Annotated in this window: 20 protein-coding genes; 10 read left to right on the forward strand and 10 right to left on the reverse strand. The window is 62.4% G+C overall.

Annotated features, from left to right (window positions below):
- The first annotated feature begins 366 nt into the window (after positions 1–366).
- A complete protein-coding gene (locus DTX69_RS23845) occupies positions 367–1,911 on the forward strand; it encodes a DHA2 family efflux MFS transporter permease subunit (RefSeq protein ID WP_119304092.1) in 1,545 nt (514 codons plus the stop codon).
- A gap of 125 nt (positions 1,912–2,036) precedes the next feature.
- On the opposite strand, the gene DTX69_RS23850 is transcribed toward DTX69_RS23845, so the two are convergent.
- Positions 2,037–3,017, reverse strand: coding sequence for an aldo/keto reductase (locus tag DTX69_RS23850; protein WP_119304093.1), 981 nt, complete (start codon positions 3,015–3,017; stop codon positions 2,037–2,039).
- A 10-nt stretch (positions 3,018–3,027) separates the two neighbouring features.
- A complete protein-coding gene (locus tag DTX69_RS23855; protein ID WP_119304094.1) occupies positions 3,028–3,855 on the reverse strand; it encodes an aldo/keto reductase in 828 nt (275 codons plus the stop codon).
- Between the two features lie 604 nt (positions 3,856–4,459).
- Here DTX69_RS23855 and DTX69_RS23860 point away from each other — a divergent pair.
- Genes DTX69_RS23860 through DTX69_RS23880 form a run of 4 tightly spaced genes read left to right on the forward strand, consistent with a single transcriptional unit; the run spans position 4,460 to position 9,362 of the window.
- Positions 4,460–5,944, forward strand: coding sequence for an ABC transporter substrate-binding protein (locus DTX69_RS23860; protein ID WP_119304095.1), 1,485 nt, complete (start codon positions 4,460–4,462; stop codon positions 5,942–5,944).
- Between the two features lie 9 nt (positions 5,945–5,953).
- Positions 5,954–7,108 (forward strand): carbohydrate ABC transporter permease, encoded by a 1,155-nt coding sequence (locus DTX69_RS23865; RefSeq protein ID WP_119304096.1) that lies wholly within the window; start codon positions 5,954–5,956, stop codon positions 7,106–7,108.
- Entirely contained in the window at positions 7,105–8,289 is a 1,185-nt protein-coding gene (locus tag DTX69_RS23875) for a carbohydrate ABC transporter permease (protein ID WP_284736026.1), read from the forward strand. Before DTX69_RS23865 ends, DTX69_RS23875 begins: the two co-directional genes overlap by 4 nt.
- A gap of 2 nt (positions 8,290–8,291) precedes the next feature.
- Positions 8,292–9,362: an ABC transporter ATP-binding protein gene (locus DTX69_RS23880; protein ID WP_119304097.1), complete on the forward strand. Its 1,071-nt coding sequence runs from the start codon at positions 8,292–8,294 to the stop codon at positions 9,360–9,362.
- Between the two features lie 86 nt (positions 9,363–9,448).
- On the opposite strand, the gene DTX69_RS23885 is transcribed toward DTX69_RS23880, so the two are convergent.
- The 5 genes from DTX69_RS23885 to DTX69_RS23905 all read right to left on the reverse strand — a co-directional run bounded on the left by DTX69_RS23885 (position 9,449) and on the right by DTX69_RS23905 (position 14,396).
- A complete protein-coding gene (locus DTX69_RS23885) occupies positions 9,449–10,189 on the reverse strand; it encodes an ATP-binding cassette domain-containing protein (RefSeq protein WP_119304098.1) in 741 nt (246 codons plus the stop codon).
- Positions 10,186–11,178 carry an ABC transporter permease gene (locus DTX69_RS23890; protein WP_284736027.1) on the reverse strand — a complete coding sequence of 331 codons (993 nt, stop codon included), beginning with the start codon at positions 11,176–11,178 and terminating at the stop codon, positions 10,186–10,188. The genes DTX69_RS23885 and DTX69_RS23890 overlap by 4 nt, the downstream gene beginning before the upstream one ends.
- A gap of 66 nt (positions 11,179–11,244) precedes the next feature.
- Positions 11,245–12,222, reverse strand: coding sequence for a sugar ABC transporter substrate-binding protein (locus DTX69_RS23895; protein WP_119304167.1), 978 nt, complete (start codon positions 12,220–12,222; stop codon positions 11,245–11,247).
- 19 nt (positions 12,223–12,241) lie between these two features.
- On the reverse strand, positions 12,242–13,306 hold the full coding sequence (locus DTX69_RS23900) for a LacI family DNA-binding transcriptional regulator (RefSeq protein WP_119304100.1): 1,065 nt from the start codon (positions 13,304–13,306) through the stop codon (positions 12,242–12,244).
- Between the two features lie 61 nt (positions 13,307–13,367).
- Positions 13,368–14,396, reverse strand: a complete 1,029-nt coding sequence (locus DTX69_RS23905) for a hydroxyacid dehydrogenase (protein WP_119304101.1) — start codon at positions 14,394–14,396, stop codon at positions 13,368–13,370.
- A 292-nt stretch (positions 14,397–14,688) separates the two neighbouring features.
- Between DTX69_RS23905 and DTX69_RS23910 the strand changes: the two genes are divergently transcribed.
- A complete protein-coding gene (locus DTX69_RS23910) occupies positions 14,689–15,861 on the forward strand; it encodes a S8 family serine peptidase (protein ID WP_162917510.1) in 1,173 nt (390 codons plus the stop codon).
- A gap of 50 nt (positions 15,862–15,911) precedes the next feature.
- On the opposite strand, the gene DTX69_RS23915 is transcribed toward DTX69_RS23910, so the two are convergent.
- A complete protein-coding gene (locus DTX69_RS23915) occupies positions 15,912–16,691 on the reverse strand; it encodes an AraC family transcriptional regulator (protein WP_119304103.1) in 780 nt (259 codons plus the stop codon).
- Between the two features lie 110 nt (positions 16,692–16,801).
- Here DTX69_RS23915 and DTX69_RS23920 point away from each other — a divergent pair, with 110 nt between their 5' ends.
- The 3 genes from DTX69_RS23920 to DTX69_RS23930 all read left to right on the forward strand — a co-directional run bounded on the left by DTX69_RS23920 (position 16,802) and on the right by DTX69_RS23930 (position 21,340).
- A complete protein-coding gene (locus DTX69_RS23920) occupies positions 16,802–18,031 on the forward strand; it encodes an MFS transporter (protein ID WP_119304104.1) in 1,230 nt (409 codons plus the stop codon).
- Positions 18,032–18,437: 406 nt separating this feature from the next.
- Positions 18,438–19,505 carry a glycosyltransferase family 4 protein gene (locus DTX69_RS23925; RefSeq protein WP_284736028.1) on the forward strand — a complete coding sequence of 356 codons (1,068 nt, stop codon included), beginning with the start codon at positions 18,438–18,440 and terminating at the stop codon, positions 19,503–19,505.
- 113 nt (positions 19,506–19,618) lie between these two features.
- On the forward strand, positions 19,619–21,340 hold the full coding sequence (locus tag DTX69_RS23930) for a Wzz/FepE/Etk N-terminal domain-containing protein (RefSeq protein WP_162917512.1): 1,722 nt from the start codon (positions 19,619–19,621) through the stop codon (positions 21,338–21,340).
- A gap of 102 nt (positions 21,341–21,442) precedes the next feature.
- Here DTX69_RS23930 and DTX69_RS23935 read toward each other — a convergent pair whose 3' ends face one another.
- Together DTX69_RS23935 and DTX69_RS23940 are read right to left on the reverse strand one after the other, a co-directional pair.
- Positions 21,443–22,846, reverse strand: coding sequence for a right-handed parallel beta-helix repeat-containing protein (locus DTX69_RS23935; protein WP_162917513.1), 1,404 nt, complete (start codon positions 22,844–22,846; stop codon positions 21,443–21,445).
- A gap of 151 nt (positions 22,847–22,997) precedes the next feature.
- Positions 22,998–23,387, reverse strand: a complete 390-nt coding sequence (locus tag DTX69_RS23940) for a VanZ family protein (protein WP_119304108.1) — start codon at positions 23,385–23,387, stop codon at positions 22,998–23,000.
- Positions 23,388–24,092: 705 nt separating this feature from the next.
- Between DTX69_RS23940 and DTX69_RS23945 the strand changes: the two genes are divergently transcribed.
- Positions 24,093–24,872 carry a CpsD/CapB family tyrosine-protein kinase gene (locus tag DTX69_RS23945; protein WP_162917514.1) on the forward strand — a complete coding sequence of 260 codons (780 nt, stop codon included), beginning with the start codon at positions 24,093–24,095 and terminating at the stop codon, positions 24,870–24,872.
- Positions 24,873–24,905: the final 33 nt, after the last annotated feature.

Genomic DNA, 24,905 nt, shown 5'->3' on the forward strand with positions numbered 1-24,905 from the left:
CCGGGCGGCGACCACTGCAGTCATGGATGGCAAGACCAAGCTTTGGCGAGAGGACGCGACCTTCGCATCTGAGCGAGTGAGCCATAAAGAAGCTCCCCTTCTCCCCTTGCGGGAGAAGGATACGCAGGCTTGGCGAGGTGGAGCCGAGCCTAGCCGGAGTTGGACGAGGGCTAGCGCACCGACAGGTGCGCGCGTTCGCAAGAGTGCTAGAGATACCGCATCGAACCTCGCGAGTACAGCGCTTGCGCGCTGCGCGCCTCCGGCGCTGCCCCCTCACCCAGCTTCGGCTAAGCTCACTTCGTTCGCTAAGCCTCCGCAACCCTCTCCCGCAAGGGGAGAGGGGGTTGTTGAGAGGGCGAAGCTGCAATGAGCCCGGAGGTCACCACTCGCCACTGGGCCGGCTTCATCGCGATGGTGGTCGGCATGTTCATGGCAATCCTGGACATCCAGATCGTCGCATCGTCGCTGAAAGAGATTCAGGCGGGGCTCGCTGCCAGCGCGGATGAGATCAGCTGGGTCCAAACCTCCTACCTGATCGCCGAAGTGGTGATGATCCCGCTGACCGGCTATCTGGCGCGGCTCCTTTCCACGCGCATTCTCTTCACGATCTCGGCCGCCGGATTTGCATTGAGCTCGCTGCTCTGCGCACTGGCGGGGGACATCAATTCCATGATCGTCGCGCGCGCGATCCAGGGCTTCATCGGTGGGGCGATGATTCCGGTGACCTTCGCCGCCAGCTTTCTCATGTTCCCGCGCGAATGGCGCAACAACATCTCCGTGCTCATGGGGCTGGTCGCGACAATGGCGCCGACCATCGGCCCGTCGCTCGGCGGCTGGATCACCGAGAACAGCTCCTGGCACTGGCTGTTCCTGATCAACTTGCTGCCCGGAATCATCGTCTCGGTGCTGGTGTGGACCTGCATCGACATCGACAAGCCGAACCCGGCGCTGCTGAAGGGCATCGACATTTCCGGCTTCATTCTGATGGCGCTGTTCCTCGGCTCGCTGGAATATGTGATGGAGGAAGGGCCGCGCTGGGACTGGCTCGAGGACGAATCCGTGCGCACCGTCGCGATGATCGGCAGCGTGGCCGCTGCCGGATTCTTCTGGCGCATGTTCCGCTATGACAATCCGATCGTGGATCTGCGCGCTTTCGCCGATCGCAATTTCAGTCTCGGCTGCCTTTACAGCTTCATCATCGGCATCGGCCTCTATGGCAGCGTCTACATCATGCCGCTGTTCCTGGCGAACATCCGCGGTTACAACGCGCTGCAGATCGGCGAGGTGATGTTCGTGACCGGCGTGTTCCAGTTCCTCTCGGCGCCGATCGCGGGGCGCCTAGCGAAGGTACTGGACCCGCGCGCCATGCTGATGCTGGGACTTGGGCTGTTCGGCGGCGGGGTCTATCTGCAGTCTCTGCTGACGGTAGACTGGGGCTTCTGGGAATTCTTCCTGCCGCAGGCGGTCCGCGGCCTGGCACTCATGTTCCTGTTCATGCCGGTCAACATCATGGCGCTCGGCACGCTGCCGCCCGAGCGGGTGCAGAATGCGAGCGGGCTCTACAACCTGATGCGCAATCTCGGCGGCGCGATCGGGCTTGCAGCCATCAACACGGTGATGATCGAGCGGCTGGCGCTGCACTGGATGCGGCTGGTGGAGAATTTGACGCCCGGCAATCCAAACCTGCAGAACTTCCTGTCGAACGCTGGAGCCGGGCTGTCGCTGCAGCTCGGAGAGGCGGGTGACGCGGCAGCCATCAGGCTGCTGGCCAACATGGTGCGGCAGCAGGCCGACGTGCTGACCTTCGCCGATGTGCTGCTGCTGATGGCGGCGGTGTTCTTCGCCGGCATGCTGCTGATCCCGCTGCTGCGCAAGCCCAAGCCTGCACCGAGCGCCGGTGGCGGGCATTAGATACACAGGCGATTGTCAGTCTGTCACCCAGGCCTTAGCCAGCACCTATGCGCTATCGCTGCAGCGCTGACATGTCGTATGGGTGCCGGCTTTCGCTCCGCTCGGCCGAGATGACAATTGACGTGTCATGAGAAACCAACAACCTTGTGCGGCACGTATGGCTCCTCCAACGCTGCAATCTCTTCTGCGGAAAGCTTAAGCGAAACCGCCGCGACCGCATCGGTCAAATGATGCGGCTTGCTGGCGCCGATGATGGGCGCGGTCACCACGGGCTTCGACAGCACCCAGGCGAGCGCCACTTGCGCCCGCGATGCCCCGCGCGCTTTGGCGACTTCCGCGACACGCTCCACTATCTTGCGGTCGGCCTCTTCGGTCGCGCCATACAGGGTGCGGCCAAACTCATCGGTCTCTAAGCGCTTGGTGGTCTCGCTCCAATCGCGGGTCAGGCGGCCGCGCGCCATCGGGCTCCACGGAATGACGCCGATTCCTTCCGCCGCACAGAGCGGTAGCATCTCGCGCTCCTCCTCGCGATAGAGCAGGTTGAGATGGTTCTGCATGCTGGCGAAACGGGTCCAGCCACGAGCATCGGCGGCGTAGAGCGACTTGGCGAACTGCCAGGCGAACATGGAAGAGGCGCCGATATAACGCACCTTGCCGATCTTGATCAGGTCGTCCAGCGCCTCGAGCGTCTCCTCGATCGGTGTGTCGTAGTCCCAGCGATGGATTTGGTAGAGATCGACATAGTCGGTGCCGAGGCGCTTCAGGCTGGCGTCGATCTCGTTGAAGATCGCCTTGCGGGAAAGGCCGCCGCCGTTCGGTCCTGGCCGCATTTTGAAATAGACCTTGGTCGCCAGCACGATCTCCTCGCGCTTGGCAAAGTCGCGCAGCGCGCGGCCGACGATCTCCTCGCTGGTACCGTCCGAATAGGTGTTGGCGGTATCGATGAAATTGATGCCGAGTTCCAGCGCCTGCTTGATGAGCGGACGGCTGGCCTCCTCATCGAGCGTCCAGAGGTGAGAGCCCCGCTCCGGCACGCCATAGGTCATGCAGCCTAGGCAGATGCGCGAAACCTTGAGGCCGGCCTTGCCGAGCCTGACGTATTCCATGCACCCCTCCCTACGTGAAGAGCTCCGGATCGGGGCCAATGCGTCCCCGATTATTGTCGAGCGTGGCGATCTTCGCCATGTCGTCCTCGGTCAGCTCGAAATTGAACACGTCGAAGTTCTCGACAATGCGCGCGGGCGTCACCGATTTCGGGATCGCGACCAGGCCGTTCTGGATGTGCCAGCGGAGCGCGACCTGCGCCGGCGTGCGGCCATGCTTCTGGGCGATGCCGGCGATTAGCGGGTCTTTCATGACACGGCCCTGGCCCAGCGGGCTCCAGGATTCGGTGACGATCTTGTGCCTGGCGTGGAACTCGCGCTGCACCGTCTGCTGGAAGCGCGGATGAAGCTCGATCTGGTTGATGACGGGCACGATGCCGGTCTCGCCGATGATGTGCTCCAGATGCGGGACCTTGAAATTGGAAACGCCGACCGACTTGGCGCGGCCGCTGCTCTTGATCTCCTGCAGGGCGCGCCAGGTCTCGACATAGAGATTGGTGCGCGGTGTCGGCCAGTGGATGAGATAGAGGTCGACATACTCGAGCCGCAGCTTCTTCAGGCTCTCGTCGAACGCCTTCAGCGCATTCTGGGTGCCATGCCGGTCATTCCACAGCTTGGTGGTGATGAAAAGCTGCTCGCGCGGCACGCCGGCGGCGCGGATGCCGGCGGCGACGCCCTCTTCGTTGCCATAGATCGCGGCGGTGTCGATGGAGCGATAGCCGGCCTCGATCGCGGCCTTGACCGCTTTCGGCGCCTCGGCATTGTCGACCTGCCAGACGCCGAAGCCGATCTGCGGGATCTCGACGCCGTCATTCAAGCGAATATGCGTTTGTTGAGCCATTGGTCTTTTTCCGGACTGTGTAAGAGCAGCAAAATGATAGATTGGAATCGCGGGGGCGTTTGTCATCCCTTTCTCCTTCCCCGTGTGGGGGAAGATCGGGATGGGGGTCCGTAGCGCGAACCCCGGCAACGATATTGGCTCGCCTGAATATAGGATCAATGACAGATGTTGGTGCGGCGTCATGCCCATCCAGCGACGCCTAACCTCACTTCGTTCGCATTGAGCTGCCGCTTGCCGGCGAATAGCGGTCCGTCGACCCGGCGTTCCTGACTGCGTCGCCAACGCATCATCTATGACGTGCGCGATATCAACCCGCGTCGTGTACGGCCAGAACTCGACACCGCCGAGAGCCATCGAATGGGGTGGGCCGGCGCGTCCGAACTGCGATCGTCGCCCCGGCCTTAGTCTTGCGCCGGTGAACGACGTCGCGCCGATCGAGCTGAGCGAAGAGGGGCCCAAGGACGATGCCAAACCCTCAGAACACCTCAAGGGAGCCAGCCGGGAGATGGGTTAAGCACTGGTGTTTGGGCGCAAATGCACTGTAGAGTCCGTGGGTCCGGTACTGCAAAGCGGGCCGGCCCAAAAAACGAGGGGAGGAAAAGCAATGTCATCTTACACGAAGTCTGTGTGCGCGCTTTCCGCCGCCGTCGCGCTCGGCGCCTTTTCAGGCGTCTCGATGGCCGGCGAGTTCGACGGGGTCACCGTCAACATCCTTACCCGCCCGGGCTATGTCATCGCCGGCCGCCTTGCGGAGCGCGGCAAGGAGTTCGAAGCCGCGACGGGAGCCAAGATCGTCGTTACGGAAGTGCCGTTCGCTGAGATCTTCCCGAAGATCCAGAATGACTGGTCGACGGGCACGAATGCGATCGACGTTGGCGTATTTGCCGCCGGTTGGGGCGTGGAACTCGATTCGGCGGGGCTGCTCGAAGATCTGACGCCGTACGTGAAGAAAGACAAGAAGCTCGACCTCAACGACGTTGCGCCCTACTTCCGTGACTTCGGCCAGAAGATCGGCGGCAAGACCAAGCTGCTGATGGTCGATGGCGATTTCCAGATGGTCTACTATCGCAAGGACGTGCTCGAGAAGGCCGGCCTGCAAGCGCCGAAGACTTGGGAGCAATACATCGATGTGGCGTCCAAGATCCATGGCCAGGACATGAATGGCGACGGCCAGGGGGACTACGGTTCCTGCATATTCAAGAAGCGCAACGCTCAATCCTACTTCGCCATTCAGACCGTCGCCGCGTCGTATGTGCAGACCCACGGCACGGCCCAGGGCTTCCACTTCGATGGCGCGACGATGAAGCCGATCGTGAACAACGAAGCCTGGAAGAAGGCCTTCGAGGTTTATAAGGAGACAGGCAAGTACGGCCCGCCGGAAGAGCTTAACATGGACATTGGCGACACCCGCGGCCTGTTCAAGGCCGGCCGCTGCGGGCTGCTCATCGAGTGGGGCGATCCCGGCACCCTGCAGCTCGACGCCGATGCCGCCAAGGTCAAGGGCCTAATCTACGCGATCGCCGCTGTCGGCTCCGAGGAGGTGCTCGACCGCGCCACCGGCAAGCTTGTGCCGGTGACGAAAGAGAGCGCTCCGCATTCCGTTGACGGCATCAACTATGCGCCCTTCGCCGCCTTTGGCGGTTGGGCCGGCGCGATCAACGCCAAGGCGGACCAGAAAAAGAAGGACGCGGCCTATGCCTTCCTCTCCTACATGAACCAGGCTGCCCAGTCGAACGTCGATGTGACTATCGGCGCCACGGGATACAATCCGTATCGCAACTCGCAGCTCGCCAGCACCGATCTGTGGGTGAAAGCCGGCATGCCGAAGGAGTTGGCGGAGAACTATATCGGCGCCATCAATGCAGCCCTGAACAACCCCAATATGGCTTCCGACATGAAGATCCCGGGTGCGCAAAAATATACCGGAGTCATTCTTGATACCGAGCTCGCCCGCTATCTCGCCGGCGAGATCACGGTCGAGGAGGCTCTGGAGAACATTGAGGCGGGCTGGGAGGAAGTGACCGAGGACTTCGGCCGCGACAGCCAGATCGAGGCGCAGGCTTTGGCGCTCGGCACCGTCGGCAACTAAGCCCGTCCGATGCCGAATGCTGGCGCAGATGTCCAGCCGGGGGACTCCCCGGCTGGCGTCCTTCCGCATGAGAGGTGGGGAGAGTGGCTCGACCGCCATTCGCGCACGTTCTTCATCGCGCCAGCGGTCGTGCTCATTCTGATCTTTGCGATCTTCCCGACCATCTATTCGATTGTTTTCGCCCTGAGCCGCGTCCGGTTCACCGGCGAGGGCTTGAAGTTTCGGCTTGTCTGGTTCCAGAATTTCGCCAAGCAGTTCTTCGGCAACGACCAGGTGCATTTCCTCGGCAAGGTCGGCACGATGGGTGCGCTTGGCACGCTCTTCTTCGCGGCCGTCACTGCTGCCGTGCTCTGGTGGCTCCGTCGGTCTTATGGCAAGACGAGCTGGATCGGCATGACCGGCCGAGCCATCTCGGCCACCATGGCCATCTTTGTCGCGTGGATCATCGGCGCCACGCTCTTGTCGGGCAACCCGATTGGAACACTGCTCACGACGCTCTTCTATGTAGTTGTGGGCTGCGCCCTGCAGTTCGTGATCGGCACTGGCCTGGCGTTCCTGTGCTCGCAGCCGATATCCGGCAAGAACTTCTTCCGCGTGATTTTCTTCATTCCGTTGATGATCACCCCTTTGGGAGTGGGTTACGCCATGAAAATGGTCGCCGACATCACGAAGGGGCCGTTTCAGCCCTTGTTCGGTGCGGCCACCGTGGACGCCTGGGTCTGGTCCGCCGACCCCTGGGCGGCGCGCATCGTGATGATGGTCTGCGACTCATGGCAATGGATTCCCTTCATCTTCATCGCCATGCTGGCTGCGCTTGAGAACGTGCCCAGGGACCATGTCGAGGCAGCGCAGGTGGACGGCGCGTCAGGCATCGATATCTTCAAGGAGATCACTTGGCCGCAGATTGTCCCGGTTGCCGTGACGGTGCTTCTGATCCGCATGATCGAAGCCTTCAAGATCGTGGATCTCCCGAACATCATGACGGGCGGGGGGCCGGGATCCTCCACCGAGTCGATGACGCTTCACTCCATGTACATCTGGCGCGCCAATGATATCGGCACGTCAGCTGCGGTGGCTTACCTCCTGCTGCTTTTGACCGTCGTAACCTGCGCCTCGTTCTTCAACTACGTGGTGCTTGGCCAGCTGCGAAGGGCCCGCGGATGAGCAAGGCAACCTTCCGGTTCGACAAGGCCGACCGTAGCCTGATGGAGCGCGTGTTCGAGCCGCCCGCGGTCGGCAAGATGTCACCTGCCGCAAGCCTGCTGGCCCACGGTCTGCTTGTCGCCTGGTCGGTCATCGTGCTCTTCCCCATCTACTGGGTCATCATCACGTCCTTCAAGGACGCCGCTGCGGTGAACCAGGGTCCCTTCTATGTTCCATTTCTGGACTTCGAACCGACGCTCGACGCCTGGCGGAGCCAGTTTACCAGCGATCCGTTCTGCGACGTGCCTTCCATCGTCAGGCAGGTAGGTCTGCTGGCTTACAACTCCTTTGCCTTCATCCTTTCACCCGTCGTGACACTCCAGCCCATGGAGCCGCAGATCTGCAAGATCTTCCTGGCGTTCACGAACTCGATCGTGATCTCAATCGCGGCAACGGCCATCTGCATCGTTGTCGGCGCCATGGCGGCTTACGCGCTGGTCCGCATCCAATACAGGCCAAAAGTGGGCAACGTGGGGATCTTCCTCGGGCTTCTTCTTCTGGTCATCCTGGCAACCAACTATGCGGGCGTGCCGTGGTGGATTGCTTCATCTGTGGCTTTGGTCCTTTTCTTCTTTCTCGCGCGCACGCTGGGAGCGCGCTTCGTGCGCAGCCTTGGCAATGGCGATATCCTGTTCTGGATCATCTCCCAGCGCATCCTGCCGCCCATCGTGGTCGTCATCCCGATCTACATCATGTTTCAGGCCGTCGGGCTGCTCGACACGCACCTGGCGCTGATCGTCGTGTATGCGGTGGCGAACCTGCCCATTGTCGTGTGGCTGATGCGCGACTTCTTCGCCAATCTGCCGATTGAGCTGGAGGAGTCGGCGCAACTCGATGGCGCCACGCGCTTGCGCATTTTCTGGGATGTCGTGCTGCCGTTGACGCGGCCTGGGCTCGCCGCAACGACCCTGCTCATCCTCATCCTGAACTGGAATGAGTATCTGTTCGCAGTGTTCCTGGCCTACGCCAAGGTGCAGACCATGCCGATCATGGTGGCGGCGAAGAACGCGGGTGAAAAGGGCGTGCTGTGGTGGGAGATGAGCGCCGTCATCGTGATCATGATCATTCCTGTTATTCTGATGGCGATCCTGCTGACGCGATTCATTTCGAGGGGCGTGCTGATGGGCGCGGTGAAGGGGTAGGTATGCCAGCCGGCAGCCCGAAGGTTCCGGTCAAGTTTGACAAGGTCCAGAAGTATTTTGGTCCGGTGAAGGTGCTCGAGCAATTCGATCTCGACGTGGCGCCGGGCGAGTTCCTTGTGCTGCTCGGTGCTTCGGGGTCCGGTAAGACGACGGCGCTGCGTATCCTGTCGGGGCTGGAGACCGCGACGGCAGGCCGGGTCGTCATCGGGGAGCGCGACGTGACCAACATCCTCCCAAAGTACCGCGACGTCTCCATGGTCTTCCAGTCCTACGCGCTCTATCCGCACAAGACGGTCGCCGAGAACATCGGCTTTCCGCTCAAAGTGCGGCGCGTAGCCAAGGCGGAAATGGACAGCGCGATTCGAGATGCGGCATCGCAGGTGCAGCTCGGCGATCTGCTCGATCGCTACCCGCGCGAGCTTTCTGGCGGCCAGAGACAGCGTGTCGCGCTGGCGCGCGCCATCATCCGCCGCCCGTCGGTCTTTCTCATGGACGAGCCGCTGTCGAATCTCGATGCGAAACTCCGCGGCTACATGAGAGCCGAGCTCAAGCATATGCAGCAGGCGCTCGGCATCACGACCATCTATGTCACACACGATCAAATCGAGGCCATGACGCTTGCTCACCGGGTGGCGATCCTCGACAGAGGTGTGCTACAGCAACTGGCGACGCCCGCGGAAATTTACAACGATCCCGCCAACCTCTTTGTCGCCCAGTTCATCGGTTCGCCACCAATGAACATCGTGCGTGGCGGGCTCGAGGGCAGATATTTCCTGACGAACGGCGCGAGGATCGACTCACCGGTCGGCGGGCACGTGGATAAGGCGATCCTGGGTGTGCGGCCGGAGGATTGCGCTGTGGTTGCTCCCGAGAATGTGGCCTTGAAAGGCGTGATATATACGACCGAACTGATCGGCGATCACACGCTGGTCACCGTAGAGATCGGGCATGACAAGCTCACGGTGAAAGCGTCGAAGGATATCCATGGCAATCAGGGTGATACCGTCGGCGTGGCACTGCGGCGGGAGCACTTGTACGTTTTCGACGCGGCCAGCGGCCAGCGGATCCGCTGACGCGCCAGCAATCCATTGCGTCCGTCGAGGCTAGATATGGACTTCGACGCCGGTCGCAACCTTCCCCTCACTGGGGATAGGGGCAACTAAGCCGCACCCACGATGTGGGCAACCACCGTGTTCATGCTGGTCTGGGCGATGTGTTCGTCGCTGACCACGCGCCCGTGGCGCAGGGCGACCACGCGGTCGCACACGGCGAACACGTCGGTCAGGCGGTGACTGATCAGGATCACCGCGATCTCCTGCCGCTTGAGCTCTCGGATCAGATCGAGAACATGCTCCACTTCGCGCACCGCCAAGGCGGCTGTCGGCTCGTCCATGATGACGAGCTTGGGATTGAAGGTAAGAGCGCGGGCAATCGCCACGGATTGCTGCTGCCCGCCTGACAGCTTGCCGACCGGATGGCGCACAGAAGGCACGCGGGCGCCAAGCTTGCGGATCATCGCCTCTGCCTCCTGCTCGATGCGGGCGCGATCGATCATGCGGATCGGCGTGCCGAGCAGGCGCCTGGTCGGCTCGCGCCCGAGAAAGATGTTGGAGGCGACATCCTGCATGCGGGCGAGGGCGAGGTCCTGATAGATCATCTCGATCCCGCGCTCGCGGATCTCGCCCGGTGAATGGCCGCTGATATCCGTGCCGTCGAAACGGATGGTGCCGCCGTCGGGCTTGTGGATGCCGGTGATGATCTTCATGAGCGTGGATTTGCCGGCGCCGTTGTCGCCGACCAGCGCCACAACCTCACCGGCATCGATCTTGAGATCGACGCCGAGCAGGACCTGCACCGGCCCGAAGTGCTTCTTGATGCCGTCGAGTTCGAGCAGGCTCATCGCTGACCTCGCGCCCTGTTCACCTGGTCCAGCCACACCGCCAGCACCAGCACCGCGCCGATCGCCATCTGCTGATAGAAGGACGAGACCGCGAGCAGGTTCAGGCCGTTCTGCAGAACACCCATGACCAGCGCGCCAATGAGGGTGCCAAGCACGCTGGCGCGTCCGCCGAACAGGTTGGTGCCGCCGAGGATCGCGGCGGTGATGGCGGTGAGCTCGTAGTTGAGGCCGGCGGTCGGATCGCCAGCATTGACGCGCGCCAGGAACAGTAGGCCGGCCACGCCCGCGAGCGTTCCGGACACCATATAGAGTGCTATGCGGTGCCGGTCGACGCGGATGCCCATGGCGCGCGCCGCGGTCTCGTTGTCGCCGATCACTTGCGCATATTTGCCGAAGCGCGTGTAGGCGAGCACGAAATGCGCGACGATCGCCACCGCGATGAAGACGAAGACCGGCATCGGCACGCCGAACGGCCGGCCTTGGCCCAAGAAAACGATCGGGTCCGGCATGCCATAAACAGGCTGGCCGTTGGTGAAGACGAGGCCTAGGCCCCGCGCGACGCCGAGCATGCCGAGCGTCACGATGAAGGCGGGGATTCCGGCCTTCGCATTGAGCAGGCCGTTGATCAGTCCGCAGAATGCGCCGACCGCGAGGCACGTGACGATCGCAACCGGCCATGGCAGATCAAGCGCATTGACGCTGAGCGCGCCGAGGACACCGGACAGCGCGAGCACCGAGCCGAGCGACAGATCGATCCCGGCGGCCGCGATCACGAAGGTCGCGCCGAACCCGAGAATGCCGATCACGGCCGTCGCCAGCAGGATGTTGAGAAAATTCGAGACACTGAGGAAATAGGGCGACAGGATCGACAGCGCGACGACCAGGACTGCGAGCACCAGCAGCGATTCCAGGCGCACGGAAAAGCGCATGGCTCGCAAGCCGGATTGCGGCCCAGCTGCGGCGGCTGTCGAGGAGTCGTTTGTCGCCATTGCCAGCTCTTGAAAAAGCGGCTGCTGCTCCGCCGGCTTGAACCGGCGGAGCAGCAGCCGGTTGCATTACTTCACGTACTGCAGGTTGGGATCAGTGCCCGCTTCCATCACTTCCTTGGTCAGGACCAGGGTGTCGACATAGGTGAACTTCTTCACCTCGCCGCCCTCGAGCAGGGTCTTCGCCTTCTCGACGGCCTGCTTGCCGACGAGATAGGGCAGCTGCGCGACGCTGGCGGTGAGACGCCCGGCCTTGATCGATTTCACCGCGTCGGTATTGCCGTCAACGCCGATGACAGCGATCTCGCCGCCTTTGCCCGCCGCATAGACGGATTCGACTGCGCCCAGGGCCATGGTGTCATTGGCGCAGAAGATGCCGACCAGATCCGGATTGGCGGTCAGCGTGTCATTGGTGATATTGGCGGCCTTCTGTCGGTCCCAGTCACCGGGCAGAGAGGCGACGATCTTAAGATCCGGCGCCACTTTGGCGAGCCGGTCGGCGAAGCCCTTGGCGCGCTTCTGACCGGTGATGTTGCCGGCGAGGCCTTCGATCACCAGGACCGAGCCCTTCTTACCTTTGAGATGCTCGGCCATGAAGTCGGCGCCCTTGGCCCCGGCCTCGGTGTTGTCGGAGCCGATGGTGAAAGCGATCTTCACGCCGGCTTTCTCCGCGATGTCATGGTCGAGATTGGCGTCGAGATCGACCACCGGGATGCCCATCTCCGTCGCCTGCTTCAGGCACGGTAGCAGGATGGTGGAGTTGATCGCGGCGGTGATCATCACGGCCGGCTTGCGCTGCAGCATGGTATTGCAAGTGTTGAGCTGCGGCTCGGCAGCCTGATCGGATTCGACCGCCTGCAGGAAATACTCGACGTTCGCTTCCTTGGTGCCGTCCTCGATGCCTTGCTCCATCGCGCCCCAGAAGGGATTGGACAAGGTCTTCAGCAGCACGCCGAAAACAGGCTTGTCCTGGGCGATCGCCGGCGTCGCGAGCATCGCGGCAAGCAGCGCCGCACTCATTCCAGTTGCGATTGTCTTGATGCGCATCATCTCCTCCCGCTGGTTTCTATGTGGTGGCTTCCAATCGCCGCTTCCGCTGTGCGGTCGATGGCGGTCTGGTGGACTCCCTGACATGCAGGGAGCAGGGCAGTCGGACCCGCGCAAGCTCGCCGCCGGTTCCGGTCAGCCGTTGCTTCAGCAGCCGCCAGGATTCGGCGGCCAATTCATCTACCGGCTGGGCGACCGCGCTGACATAGGGGCGCAAGGCCGTCATCCAGTCGGAATCATCGAAGCTCAAGAGCGAGACATTGCCGGGAAATTCCAGATCGAGCGCGCGGATCGCCTTGATGGCGCCCAGCGTCGCGATATAGGCGGCGGAGAAGATCGCGGTCGGCCGGTCGGCTCGCCGCAACTCCTGCTCGATCGTGCCGCGGCAGCCATCGACAGTGAACCCGCCAACAATGACGCGCGCTTTGTGCGCGAGGCCCGCCTCGCTCAGTGCATCCCGATAGCCCGCGATGCGATCGCTGATGTTCGCGAGGCTGGTATCGCTCACCACCAGCACGATGTCGACGTGGCCGAGATCGAGCAGATGCTGGCAGCCGCGCTTGGCGGCGTCGAAATTGTCCGCCGCGATCGTATCGAACCCGGCGAGGCCGAAGCCGCGATCCACCAGCACCGTCGGCGGCAGGTCGGCGGCGCTGTGGGCGAAGGCGGAAATGTCGTCGCGCGCCGGGGAGATAATGAGTCCGTCGGTCTGACGTGCCAGCATTACCTGGACGCGATGCGCTTCCTGCTCGACATCCTCGTTGCTGCTCATGAGCAGGATCTGATAGTCGCTCTCGGCCGCCAGCTCCTCGATCCGATGCACTAGCGCAGCGAAGAATGGATTGGTGAGATCGGGAATGACGATGCCGATCGTGCGCGTCTCCTGCCGGCGCAGGCTCGCGGCGAGGTGATTGGGCCGATAGCCGAGCTGCGCGACCGCGGCGAGCACGCGCTTCCTGCGTTCTTCGGCAACAGGACGGCGGCCGGTGAGCACGTTGGAGACGGTCGCCGGCGCGACCGACGCCAGTTCCGCAACATCGCGGATCGTCGGAATCTTGCCGCTGCGCCGGGACGTGTCGTTCAAGTCGCCCTCCGACTTTCGCGGCTACATAAAATCGTTTTAACCAGCTGAGTCATCGGAGCCCTCACGTGATCGAGACCGGCATCGAGCGCAGCCTTTTGGCGATGACTGGATCTGCGCGCCGGCACATCACCGGCGGCAGACCACGCAGGATCAGCTCCGCATCCGCCACCGTCATGCGCCCGATCTGGTAGAGCGCTTCCGGCATGCCGCCGGTGCGGTGCGCGGAGAGCACCGCACTCTCCAGTTTGCGCACCGGGTGATCGGCCGGCACCGGCTCCTCCGGGAACACGTCGATTGCCGCCTTGATGCGTCCGCTCTCCACCTGACGCAGCAGCTCCGAGAAATCGACCACCGCGGCTCGGCTCATCAGCAGGAAACAGGAGCCCGGCTGGATCATGTTCAGCTCGCGCTGACCGAGGAAGCCTTGGTTCTCGGTGGTCACGCTCGCGAACACGAAGATGATGCGCGACGTCGACAGAACCTCGTCCAGGCTCGCGGGCCGGCAATCATGGGCGCGGATCACCTCCGCCGGCAGCCACGGATCATAGACCGTGACGGGATTGCGGAACGGTGTCAGCAAGGCTCGCAAAGTGCGGCCGAGATCGCCAAAGCCGATGATTCCGACGGGCGCGCCGGCGAACATGAAGCAGCCTCGATTGGCTTCGAGGCCATAGGCTTCGCCGCCGGCGCGGAAAACGCGGTCCGCGGCAGTAATGCCGCGCGCGAGATCGATCGCCATGGCCAGTGCGGATTCCGCGACCCCCTGCGCAAAGGCGGAGGTGGGGCTCAGCACCCAGATGCCGCGCGCCTGGCAATGCTCGTAGTCGATGTTAGGTAGGAAGTTGGTCTCGACGTTGAAGATCGCCTTGAGATTCGGCGCGCGATCGATGCGCGCCTTTGGCATCGCGGTCTGACCGATCAGGATCGCGGCCTCAGGCAGCAGGCGATCCACCATGTCGTCGGGCATGGGCTTATCTTCGGATACGACGAGGCGCCCGAGCGCCTCCAGGCGCCGGCGGACGTCCTGTTCGCAAATCACATCCAGGGTCCGCGGCAGCGGATCGATGAGAATAAGCGGCCGATCAGCCATGAATTTCCATCCTCCCAGCCGCTCCTTGTGCCTGAGCGTGCTCAAGTGGGGCGCAGCGTAGCCTTAAATCGATTTAATGACAAGATGCACACCGAAATTCCCGGGCCAGCGGCAACAATTGCGATGCCTACGGTGACGCGCATGTGACGTCACGTGGAAGTAGCGGCTGCGCGGGGAACCGATCATGGACCCCGACTCTTTTCATACCCGTTCGTCGCTAGGACTCAAACGCACTTGCTTTGGGTGGTGGATCCACGTGATCACCGCATGCCGGACTATTGTTGCCATTTTCATGACGGCTGTCGCATTCGCCGCGCTTCCGGCTGCAGCGAGCCAGGTTGGTGACGATGGATCCGACCGAATACTGATCGCCGATCCATCACCGGCGCTTCGATCATACCTGCTTAGCGGCGGCTTCATAGTGGAGAGTACCGAGCGCCTGGAGGCGCTCGATTTTTCTCTGGTGATTGTCGCGCTGCCGAAACACACGGCGGCAGTTGTCGCGCTCAATGATCTGCAGGCGCACTTTCCGACTGCGGTTCTCGCTCTGGATGATTCGTTCTATCTCGCGCAGGACGCGCGACTACTCCATGGTCCTTTAGCCCAGCCAGGGCAGGTTCTGGCGGCGATCGGCTGGCGGTCGGATGATGGCGATGTGGGTAAGCCCATTCGCGTCGGCATGATCGACAGCTCTCTCGATCCTGCCCATCAGGCTCTTCGTGGTGCCGCCATTGTGCCGCGGACGTTTACGTCCGGGAAAGCGCCGGCGGCCGACACGGCACACGGCACGGCGATCGCGGCCATGCTGGTTGGGCGATCAAATGACCGGTCAGTGGTAGGCCTTGTGCGCGGAACCACCTTGCTTCACGCGAGCATTTTCCAGAACAGCAGGCAGGGCCCGAAGGCCAGCAGTGCCGACTTCCTACGTGCGGTCGATTGGATGCTGAAATCTGGCGTGAGAATTATCAACGCCAGCATTACGTCGCCGACGAAGAATGCCGTGGTGCTCTACGCCCTGTCGACGCTCTCGCGCGAGGAGGCGGTCGTCGTTGCTGCGGCAGGCAATCACGGTCCGTCAGGCCCTCCGGTCTACCCGGCAGCCATCGAATCCGCCTTTGCGGTCACGGCGGTTTCGATCGATGGCAATGCCTATCCACACGCCAACACCGGCGATTATATCGATATTTCGGCGCCCGGGGTCGACCTGACGACGACATCACCAAGAATCACCTCCGGCACATCCTTGGCCGTCCCCTTCGTGACCGCCGCGATCGCGCGGATGGTGCAGCGCTGTGGCGTTTCGCCCCCAGCGGCGACCGCACGCTTGCAGGCCAATGCCCGCGATCTCGGTCCGCGCGGCCGGGATTCGCATTTCGGGTGGGGTTTGCTGCAAGCGCCGCGCTGCAGCCCGACCGCCACGCAGCTGAGCGATAGGCGACATCCGAGATCGGTGCCGGCGGACTAGCCAAGCCGAGCGGCATTCCAGCGGTAAGGCCTGCAGCGAGCGCGGCATGGTTATTGGTGAGCGGCGACATACTCGCTGGGCGGCATGCCGAGCGCCTTCCTGAACATGGTGGTGAAGGCGGCTGGGCTTTCATAGCCGAGGTCGAGGGCGACGCGCGTGATGGGTTCGCGCGCGACCAGGCGCGGCAGGGCCGAGAACAAACAGGCCTGGCGCTGCCAGGCAGCGAAGCTCATGCCGGTCTCGCGCTTGAAGAGGCGCGTAAAGGACCGTCGGCTGAGGCCGAGATTCTCCGCCCAGTCGTCGATCGTCTCATGCGGGGTCGGATCCTTGATGAAGCGGCGGCAGCGTCGCGCCAACTCTCGATCATCGGGGAGGGGTAGCGAGAGCGGCAGGATCGGCAACCGTCGCACTTCTTCCAATAGCAGCGCCATGATGAGACCGTCGCGCCCGTCGATCTCATATTCCAGCGGCAGATCGATCGCGGCGAGCAACAGGGAACGCATGAGCGGCGAGATGCCCAGCACGCTGCAGGAGGGCGGCATGCCGGCGATCGCGTCCGGCTCGATGAAAATGCTGTTGGTGGTGACCGGGCCGATGGTGCGCACGCTGTGCTGAATGCCGAAAGGAATCCACACGCCTTGCGCGGGCGGCACGACCCAGGCGCCGTGCTCCGTCGAGACCATCATGACACCGCTCGCGCCATAGAGCAGCTGATAGCGGCGATGCTGATGGGGTGCAACTTCGAAATCCGGCGGGTAGTCGTTGCCAACGGCCACGACCGGACGCGGCGTGCCCTCATACAGCATCGATGGGCCGAGGTTCCTGACCATGGCGGCAGTTTGCTTGGCCCATTCGAGAAAGTAAATGGCCCATCTTCGCAAGCAGGCAGAAATCCGGCTCGATATTCTGCCCCGCTGACATGCCGAATTGAGCGGAGCCCATGAGCGATACCAGTCTGGCGGCCGGCCACTATCCCGATAAGGCAGCGGAAAAGACGGCGCTGGCCATCCTCGTCGCCATCAGCTTCTGCCACCTGACCAACGACACCATGCAGTCGCTGCTGTTGTCGATCTATCCGATGCTGAAAGAAAGCTATGCGCTGGATTTCGGGCAAGTCGGCCTCATCACGCTCACCTTCCAGGTGACGGCTTCGCTGCTGCAGCCGATGATCGGGCTCTATACCGATCGCCGGCCGAGGCCGTTCGCCTTGGCTGGCGGCATGGCGTCTACGTTGCTGGGGTTGCTGCTGCTTTCGTACGCGAGTAGCTATCCGATGCTACTGCTGGCGGCGGCACTGATCGGGACCGGATCGTCGGTGTTCCATCCCGAAGCGTCGCGCGTTGCGCGACTGGCGTCGGGTGGCCGGCACGGCCTGGCGCAGTCATTGTTCCAGGTCGGCGGCAATCTCGGGTCGGCGATCGGGCCGCTGGCCGCTGCTTACATCGTGCTGCCGCGCGGGCAGAGCGCCATTGCCTGGTTCTCGCTCGTCGCGCTGATCGCGATTCTGGTTCTCGTGCGGGTCGGTGCGTGGTATCGCGCGCACTTGGTCGCTCACACACGCCAGGGGCAGCGCCGCATCCAGTTCAATCAGCTGACGCGGCGCGAGGTCGGGGTCGCGCTCGCTGTCCTGCTGGGCCTGATCTTCTCCAAGTTCTTCTACACCGCGAGCCTCAGCAGCTATTATACCTTCTACATGATCGAGCATTTCGGCGTGTCGATGCAGCGGGCGCAGATCTACCTCTTCATCTATCTCGCCGCGTTCTCACTTGGTACGCTCGTTGGCGGTCCCATCGGTGACAAGATCGGGCGCAAGAAGGTCATCTGGTTCTCTATTCTGGGCTCGCTGCCCTTCACGCTGATTCTGCCCTACGCCAACGAGTTCTGGGTCGTCGTGCTGACGGTTCCGATTGGGCTCATCCTCTCCTCCGCTTTCTCGGCGATCGTCGTCTATGCGCAGGAGTTGATGCCGGGCCGGGTCGGCATGGTCGCGGGTCTGTTCTTCGGCCTGGCTTTCGGAATGGGCGGCATCGGCGCGGCGGTGCTCGGCGAACTCGCCGACGTGACCAGCATCGAGCTGGTGTTCCAGTTGTGCGCGTTCCTGCCCGTGATCGGCCTTGTCACCTGGCTGCTGCCGAATCTCGAGAGCTCATCCAAGCGCAGCGCCGCCTGATCCTCACTCACTTTCCGCACACCGCTCGGGAACTGCGAGCCGCCTCGCGGCTTGTTACCCGGCGGTCCGGCGGGATCGGATCGAGCACGGCGAACTGTGACTTTTCGGTGTCAAGTCATTGAGCCGTAGCAAAAATTTCGTGGCTGGCCATAATGCTGCCGCAGTGCAACATCAGTGATGTTGCGGCGCGGTGACGCTGTTGGCTTTGTTGCCAAGTGGTCACCGCTTTTCGTTTCGATCCCGATGGACAATGCGCGGCTCCGAGATATGGCGTCGGACGGAGGGACAATTAAAGGTGCAGGTAGCTCGATTGCCGGAAGACAACGGGCGAGAGAATCGCGGGCCGGTCGCTCGCATGTATAAGACCCGGGTTTGCGTCGTCGGATTGCGCGGTATCCCGGGAGTCATGGGGGGGATCGAGTCGCATTGCGAACAGGTGTTCCCCCGCTTGAAAGCGCTCGCCCGGCACTACAACATCACCATCATCGGCAGGACACCCTACATTCCGGGCGGCGCCTATAAGTACCAGGGCGTCCGCGTGGTGCCGCTGCCCGCAATCAAGAACAAGTATCTCGAAGCCATCAGCAATACGACTCTAGCGGTGCTGTATGCGCGCTTCGTGCTGCGGGCGGAAATTCTCCACATTCACGGCATCGGACCGGCCCTGCTGGGCCCGCTCGCTCGGATGCTGGGAATGAAGCTGGTGGTCACTCACCACGGCCGGGATTTCGAGCGGCAGAAGTGGAACACCGTCGGCAAGGCCGCTTTGCGCCTGGGCGAACGATGCGCGACCGCCGCGGCGCATCACATCATCGTCGTATCGAAATCCGTGACGGAGAAGTTGCGGCGCCGCAATCCGCACCTGCGCGGACGCATCCACTATATCCCGAACGGCGCGACCGAGTTTGCCGAGATCGAGGCGAGCCAGGATGAGCAGTCGATCCTGGCCCAGTTTGAGCTTGAACCGCAGCGTTACATCCTCAGTGTCGGCCGGCTGGTGCCAGAGAAGGGTTTTCATGATCTGATCACAGCCTTCCATGGGGCAGATCCGGCTCACAAGCTCGCCATTGCCGGCGCGGCCGATCACGAAGACGACTACTCCCGCTCGCTCCTGCGCCATGCCAGCGAGCGCATCCGTTTCTGCGGCTTCCAACCTCATGACATGCTGCGCGTCCTCTATCGCAATGCCGCCTTGTTCGTGCTGCCGTCGAGCCACGAGGGCCTGCCGATCGCGGCGCTCGAAGCCGCCAATCTCGGCATCCCGGTGCTGCTCAGCGATATCCGCCCGAATCTCGATATCGAGCTCGCCCCGACGAACTATTTCCCGGTGGGAGATGTCGACGCCTTGAAGCGAAAGCTGCTGACGAGTTACGAGACGTATCGCGTGGATCGCGCCGTGATCGCGCGGCGATTCAATTGGGGCTGCGTCAGCGAGGCGACGCGGCAGGTGTATGCGGCTTTGGCGGCTGCATGATGGCGGTTGAATTCGCACGCATGGCCGCCGGTATGGACGAATGTGCGTAGGGCTGCCGGCGCCGCGCTGGGGTTCATCAGACTGACGAAAGCAAGACTCGACAGGAAAAGTGCATGAGCAATGCAGCAACCATGAATCAGGACGATCGGCTGATCAACATAGACGTGCTCGGCGCTTTGCGGCGGCGCAAATGGATCGGGCTAGCGATCGCCGTGCTCGGCGTCACCGCGACCTACACGATCGTCAAGATCTGGCCATCCACCTATCAATCGATCGCCACCATCCTGATCGAGGAGCCCAACGTTCCCCCCGATCTGGTGAAATCGACGGTCTCGACCTATGCGCAGGAGCGGCTGCAGATCATCCAGCAGCGGGTGATGACCAGCCAGAACCTGTACGACGTCATCAAGCAGTTCAACCTGTATCCCGAAGAGCAGCTGACCGCGCCCAGGTCCGCGCTCATCAACAAGATGCGCTCGAACGTCGAGCTGGCGGTCGTGAGTGCCAATCTCTCCGGCCAGCAGCAGCCGCAGCGCGCGCGTCAGCAGCCGCAGGCCTCCATCGCATTTACGCTCGCCTTCGCAGACGAAAATCAGGACCTCGCTCAACAGGTGGCGGGCAGGCTGACCGATCTCTACTTGGCGGAAAACGATCGCACCCGCCAGCAAAAGGCGGCCGGCACAACCCAGTTCTTGAGCGAGCAGGCGGCCAAGTTGTACGACGACGTCCAGAAACTGGAGAAGCGCCTGCTCGAAGTGCGCTCGAAATACAATGGCAGCCTGCCCGAGCAATTCAACATGAACACCCAGATGCTGAATCAGGCGCAGGCGCAGCTCACGCAAAATCGGGCCGACCTGCAGATCCTGACCGACAAGAAATCCTACCTGCAGAGCCAGCTCAGCACGATCAGCCCCTATACCCCGATGACGGCGAATGGGCGACCTGCAACTCCGCAGGCGCAGCTCATGGACCTGGAGCTGCAATATAGCGACCTCTCCACCCGCTACGGCTCGAAGCATCCCGACGTCGTCCGGCTGCAGCGCCAAATCCAGGTCTTGAAGAGCCAGATCGGCGGCGTCGATACGCGCGCATTGGATCAGGCGAAGTATTCGACGTTGCAAGCCCAGCTTTCCGACGCGCTTCAGCGCTATGGTGAAAAGCACCCGGATGTCCAGCGCCTGCGCCGGCAAGTTGACGAGATGAAGGCGCAGATGGCAGCGGCACCGGCAATGTCGAGCTTCACCCGGCCGCAAGGTCCGCCGGACAACCCGATGTACATCCAGATCCAGAGTCAGCTGGCAGACGCGGATGCGCAGATCCGCGGCCTCAATGAGCGCTCCGCGGCGCTCGAAGCCAACATCGAAGATCTTCAGAAGCGCATCCTGCAGACCCCGGCCGTCGAGGCGGAATACAACTCGCTGCAGAACCAGCACCGGGTGGCACTGGAACGCTATCAGAACTTCAAGGACAAGGAAGCCGACGCCCAGGTCGCGGAAAACATGGAGCAGCAGAGCAAGGGCGAGACCTTCTCCGTGATCGAGCCGCCGATGCGTCCGGACTTGCCGGCAAGGCCGAACAAGAATCTGCTGATGGCGGTCGGTTTCTTCCTGACGGCGATGCTGGCCGCCGCCGCCATGGTCGCGATCGACATGCTTGATCCCCGCATCTATGAGCCCAAGAGCCTGATGGTGGCCTTCGGCGAAATGCCGCTCGCGACGGTGCCCTATATCAGGACCATCGACGAGACGCGCGGACGAAGGCTGCGCATGATCGGCGTCGCCAGCGTGGCGGCCATTCTGATGGCCGGCGTCCTGGCGTTCAGCTCTATATTCTGAAGCGGAGTGGAAGCTAGGGGCTCGCGGCGTCGCGGAAGATCTCGGTCAAGCTGTTCGAAGAATGGTGCTGTCCTATCGCCGCGCTGGACCCGTTGTGCCCCTCTATTTCTCCTTCTTCTCGAACACGAAACGGCGGCTGGTCTTGACGCCGTTGACCATGACGTCCTGCAGTTCTAGCACGCCATCGGCACTGGCGTGTGCGACCTTGGCGTTGCCTTCGATCTCGATCGAGCCCCCCCGCATCACCACCATCGGAGGGTTCTGATTCTTCTTCTTGCTAAGGCTGATGGCGACTGTTCCGCGGCCGGCATGCAGCTTGGTGTCAACGATTTCGAGCGTGCCGCCCGCCTGGATGCAGGCGCCCTGCGTATCGTTGCGCGAGACCGGATTGCGGAAGTCGCAGCGTCGGATCACATTGTTACCTTCCGCCCAGAGACGGGCGCCGAACTTGCACGAATCGCTGCTGCAATCCTCCATTGTCACGTTGGTGGTCTTGAGATCGAATCCGCCGTCCCCCATGCTGCTGGCGTGGCAATTGCGAATCGTCACGTTCATGGTCTTGCGTTCGCATACGATGCCGTCGCCCTGCACGTAACCCGGCTCCTTTCCCTCCTTCGGCGGTGGGGGCTCATTGATGGCGTTGCGCAGGACGATGTCCTCGAACAGCAGGTTCTTGCCCTCCGAGACGGCGATCAGCTGACAGACGTTGCGGCCGCCGGCATCCATCTTGGCAGCGTCAAGCTCCAGGTTGCGCAACGTCGAGTCCGACAGGTGGCGGAAGCGCGCGAATCCGCGAATGATGCCGATGGCGCGGCAGTCGGTGACGATCAGATTCTGCAGCATCGCGCCGCGATCGGTCTCGATCACGCGCCCGACGTTCCTCGCCTCGAGGCCGGAGATGACAATATCCCGGAAGGTCGCCGTCTCCTTGCCGCGGAACTTGAAAAAGCCGTCGGCCGGCGTGCCGTCGATATGGAAACCGGAGACCCTGAGGTGCGATGCGCCTTCAATCAAGGCGAAATAGGCAGATCCGCGCCGGCCGAAATCTTTGACCGACCAAGGCTGCGCGCTCTTGAAAAAGGCGGCAACGTCCTTCGAAGCCGCGGCGACGCCGTTATCGTCGGCAATGAGGCCGGCCTGCAAGAAGACCGGATTGCTCTCGTCGCCCGACGCCTTGATGCGAATCTGGCCCTTGTCGATCGCGATGGGCTGGCCCGCGCTGTCGAACCCGATGAGGAAACCCGAGCCCGGCCGCGCCGAACTCAGTGCCTTCGACAAGGAATCGATCGGCATGGCGTTCTGCCAATCGCGTCCATCCTCGTCGCCAGCGCCCGAGAGCGTGAACAGCGTGACCGACTTCGGCTTCGCGGCTGTCGCCGTCTGCACTGTGGGATTGATTGCTTCCGCGCGCAGGCGGCCCGCGCTCAGTGCGGTCAGCAACCCGGCAAGCGTCACCGTCAGAGCTTGGCGCCGCGTCATCAGGGGCGGGGTAGTGTGTCGCTGCATGAACTTGCCACTGGGTCGCATATTGACGTGCCTCCTGGATGAAAAACATGAAAAACCTGGGAGTGACCGGATCGGATGTCAAACAACATGTCCGTAGCTTCGCTCGCGGCCGCGGCGATAGGTCATATCCGGCGTCGTCTTCAGATTGCCTTCAAATACCGTCGGCATCGCTGCTTGCGGCACGAGGTCGATCTGCAGTCAGCGCCATGCGGCGGAGAGCGATGGCGCCCCCGCAGCCGATGCAAGCGCCGACGATATCGGCCAGCACATCGAACACATCCGGCGACCGTCCCGGCGAGAATGCCTGAAGCAGCTCGATTGCGATCCCAAACGCCGCGAGCCCGAAAGCCGTGCGCACCACGCTGCGCTCGGAGCTTATGCCACCCAGGAGACCGAGCAAGGCGTAAGCGATGACGTGCTCCGCCTTATCGCCGATCGACACCGGCGGCAAAGTGGTGCTCGGTGTCAGCGACAGAGCGCCGACCAACACACTCGCGAGATAGAAGGCCGCTCGCAACAGCCGGCGGATCAACGGAGACATGAAGGGCCATGTGCTTTTATCGAACAAGAAGCGTGGCGCACGGAGTCGTGGGACCCCAGCGGAATCGTTCAAGAGCACCTCAACTCAACGATCTGCGGCAAGGACTTTAGCCCACCAACACGACCATTAAGCGATGCAACGATATACCGGCGCCGAACCCATTGCTGATGTCACAGGATTAATTCTGATAAGTCACAGGGGTGCGGGCTGCTGCGTGCTACCTTCCGATCAACTCAAAAATGTTTTGCGTTTGCGAGATGCCGTATCGACGGCCAAAAAAGAAGAAGAGGTAACGAAGCTCATGATCTCGCTGGTCTCATGGTTTCGTGCATCGAAGTGACGGACCGGCTACCGGCATTCACGTCTATTCGACAGAACAAGTCTGGCGACAATGAACGCGGCCGCGGCGTTCAGCTCAGTGAATGCTGTTAAGCACGTAGCGCAGGGGGAGGAAGAACCAATAAGGACCCTTGGCTCTGGATTCGGGTGTTTGTCGTTAATCGCGCCGAAGAATGGAACGTTCGTGCGAAAGCCATTGGTGGGAGTTCGCCACGAAATCGCCACAATAGAATCTTGTGCGGCGCCGAACTATTCGTGTCCTGCTGTGTTGTCTGCACTTGCACACCCTGACGGCCATGGTCATGATCTTCGCAGCTGCAGCATCGGGAGCCTGGCTGCTGAATTGCACCGCGAACGGAGATGCCGATGGAGCAGATTGAGAAGGCGCTAGCCAGGGCGCGCGAGATGCGGGCTGGAAGCCTCGGCGGACTCCGGCCGAATGGCCGGGCCGTGTCGACCAACGGCTTCACGCCCCAGTACACCGAGACCGCGGTCGCGAAATGCGATCAGAAGCGGACGAGCAAGGAGCGGCTGGTCGCGGACAGTTTCGGCCATCCCGCATCCGACATCTATGGGCTGTTGCGCACGCAGGTTCTGCAGCGCCTGAAGAAGCACGGCATGTCGACCGTTGCCGTCACCGGACCGGATTTGAGCAGCGGCGTGACGACGACCGCGGCAAATCTTGCGATCGCCGTCGCGCTCGATGTCAACCAGACGGTGCTCCTCGTCGATCTCAACCTGCGCAAGCCGGCGATCCATGAGAAGTTCGGCTTTCAACCGACGGTCGGCATCGACGACTATCTGCGCGGCGAGGCACAGCTGAAGGATTGCCTCGTGTGCCCAGGGATAGCGCGCCTGGTCGTGCTGCCGGCGCGTGAGGCAAAGGGCGAGGCGGCGGCGGAGGTGATCAGCTCGCCGCGCATGACTGCGCTGGCCAAGGAACTGCAGAACCGCTACGCGGATCGCATCATCATCTACGACGCGCCACCGTTGCTGACCTCCAGCGATACGCTCGGGTTCCTTCCTAACGTGGATGCTGTCCTGCTGGTGGCGCGCAGCGGCCGTACCACCAAGGCGGAGCTTGAGAGATCGGCCCACCTGCTCGGAAACAAAGCCATCGTCGGTACGCTGTTGAACGCCTACTAGGCTGTTCCGGCAAGCCAGGAAGATCGCCAGGTA

Source organism: Dongia deserti (genome assembly GCF_003574735.1).
Taxonomy (GTDB): Bacteria; Pseudomonadota; Alphaproteobacteria; order Dongiales; family Dongiaceae; genus Dongia_A; species Dongia_A deserti.

What these genes read in the sequence shown, in the direction of transcription:
- DTX69_RS23920 (WP_119304104.1), top strand. Translation starts at nt 16,802, where the DNA reads ATGAGCGATACCAGTCTGGCGGCCGGCCACTATCCCGATAAGGCAGCG.
- DTX69_RS23850 (WP_119304093.1), bottom strand. Translation starts at nt 3,017, where the DNA reads ATGGAATACGTCAGGCTCGGCAAGGCCGGCCTCAAGGTTTCGCGCATC.
- DTX69_RS23855 (WP_119304094.1), bottom strand. Translation starts at nt 3,855, where the DNA reads ATGGCTCAACAAACGCATATTCGCTTGAATGACGGCGTCGAGATCCCG.
- DTX69_RS23940 (WP_119304108.1), bottom strand. Translation starts at nt 23,387, where the DNA reads ATGTCTCCGTTGATCCGCCGGCTGTTGCGAGCGGCCTTCTATCTCGCG.
- DTX69_RS23925 (WP_284736028.1), top strand. Translation starts at nt 18,438, where the DNA reads ATGGGGGGGATCGAGTCGCATTGCGAACAGGTGTTCCCCCGCTTGAAA.
- DTX69_RS23890 (WP_284736027.1), bottom strand. Translation starts at nt 11,178, where the DNA reads ATGGCGACAAACGACTCCTCGACAGCCGCCGCAGCTGGGCCGCAATCC.
- DTX69_RS23935 (WP_162917513.1), bottom strand. Translation starts at nt 22,846, where the DNA reads ATGCAGCGACACACTACCCCGCCCCTGATGACGCGGCGCCAAGCTCTG.
- DTX69_RS23915 (WP_119304103.1), bottom strand. Translation starts at nt 16,691, where the DNA reads ATGGTCAGGAACCTCGGCCCATCGATGCTGTATGAGGGCACGCCGCGT.
- DTX69_RS23880 (WP_119304097.1), top strand. Translation starts at nt 8,292, where the DNA reads ATGCCAGCCGGCAGCCCGAAGGTTCCGGTCAAGTTTGACAAGGTCCAG.
- DTX69_RS23930 (WP_162917512.1), top strand. Translation starts at nt 19,619, where the DNA reads ATGAGCAATGCAGCAACCATGAATCAGGACGATCGGCTGATCAACATA.
- DTX69_RS23910 (WP_162917510.1), top strand. Translation starts at nt 14,689, where the DNA reads ATGACGGCTGTCGCATTCGCCGCGCTTCCGGCTGCAGCGAGCCAGGTT.
- DTX69_RS23905 (WP_119304101.1), bottom strand. Translation starts at nt 14,396, where the DNA reads ATGGCTGATCGGCCGCTTATTCTCATCGATCCGCTGCCGCGGACCCTG.
- DTX69_RS23895 (WP_119304167.1), bottom strand. Translation starts at nt 12,222, where the DNA reads ATGCGCATCAAGACAATCGCAACTGGAATGAGTGCGGCGCTGCTTGCC.
- DTX69_RS23875 (WP_284736026.1), top strand. Translation starts at nt 7,105, where the DNA reads ATGAGCAAGGCAACCTTCCGGTTCGACAAGGCCGACCGTAGCCTGATG.
- DTX69_RS23885 (WP_119304098.1), bottom strand. Translation starts at nt 10,189, where the DNA reads ATGAGCCTGCTCGAACTCGACGGCATCAAGAAGCACTTCGGGCCGGTG.
- DTX69_RS23845 (WP_119304092.1), top strand. Translation starts at nt 367, where the DNA reads ATGAGCCCGGAGGTCACCACTCGCCACTGGGCCGGCTTCATCGCGATG.
- DTX69_RS23865 (WP_119304096.1), top strand. Translation starts at nt 5,954, where the DNA reads ATGCCGAATGCTGGCGCAGATGTCCAGCCGGGGGACTCCCCGGCTGGC.
- DTX69_RS23945 (WP_162917514.1), top strand. Translation starts at nt 24,093, where the DNA reads ATGGAGCAGATTGAGAAGGCGCTAGCCAGGGCGCGCGAGATGCGGGCT.
- DTX69_RS23860 (WP_119304095.1), top strand. Translation starts at nt 4,460, where the DNA reads ATGTCATCTTACACGAAGTCTGTGTGCGCGCTTTCCGCCGCCGTCGCG.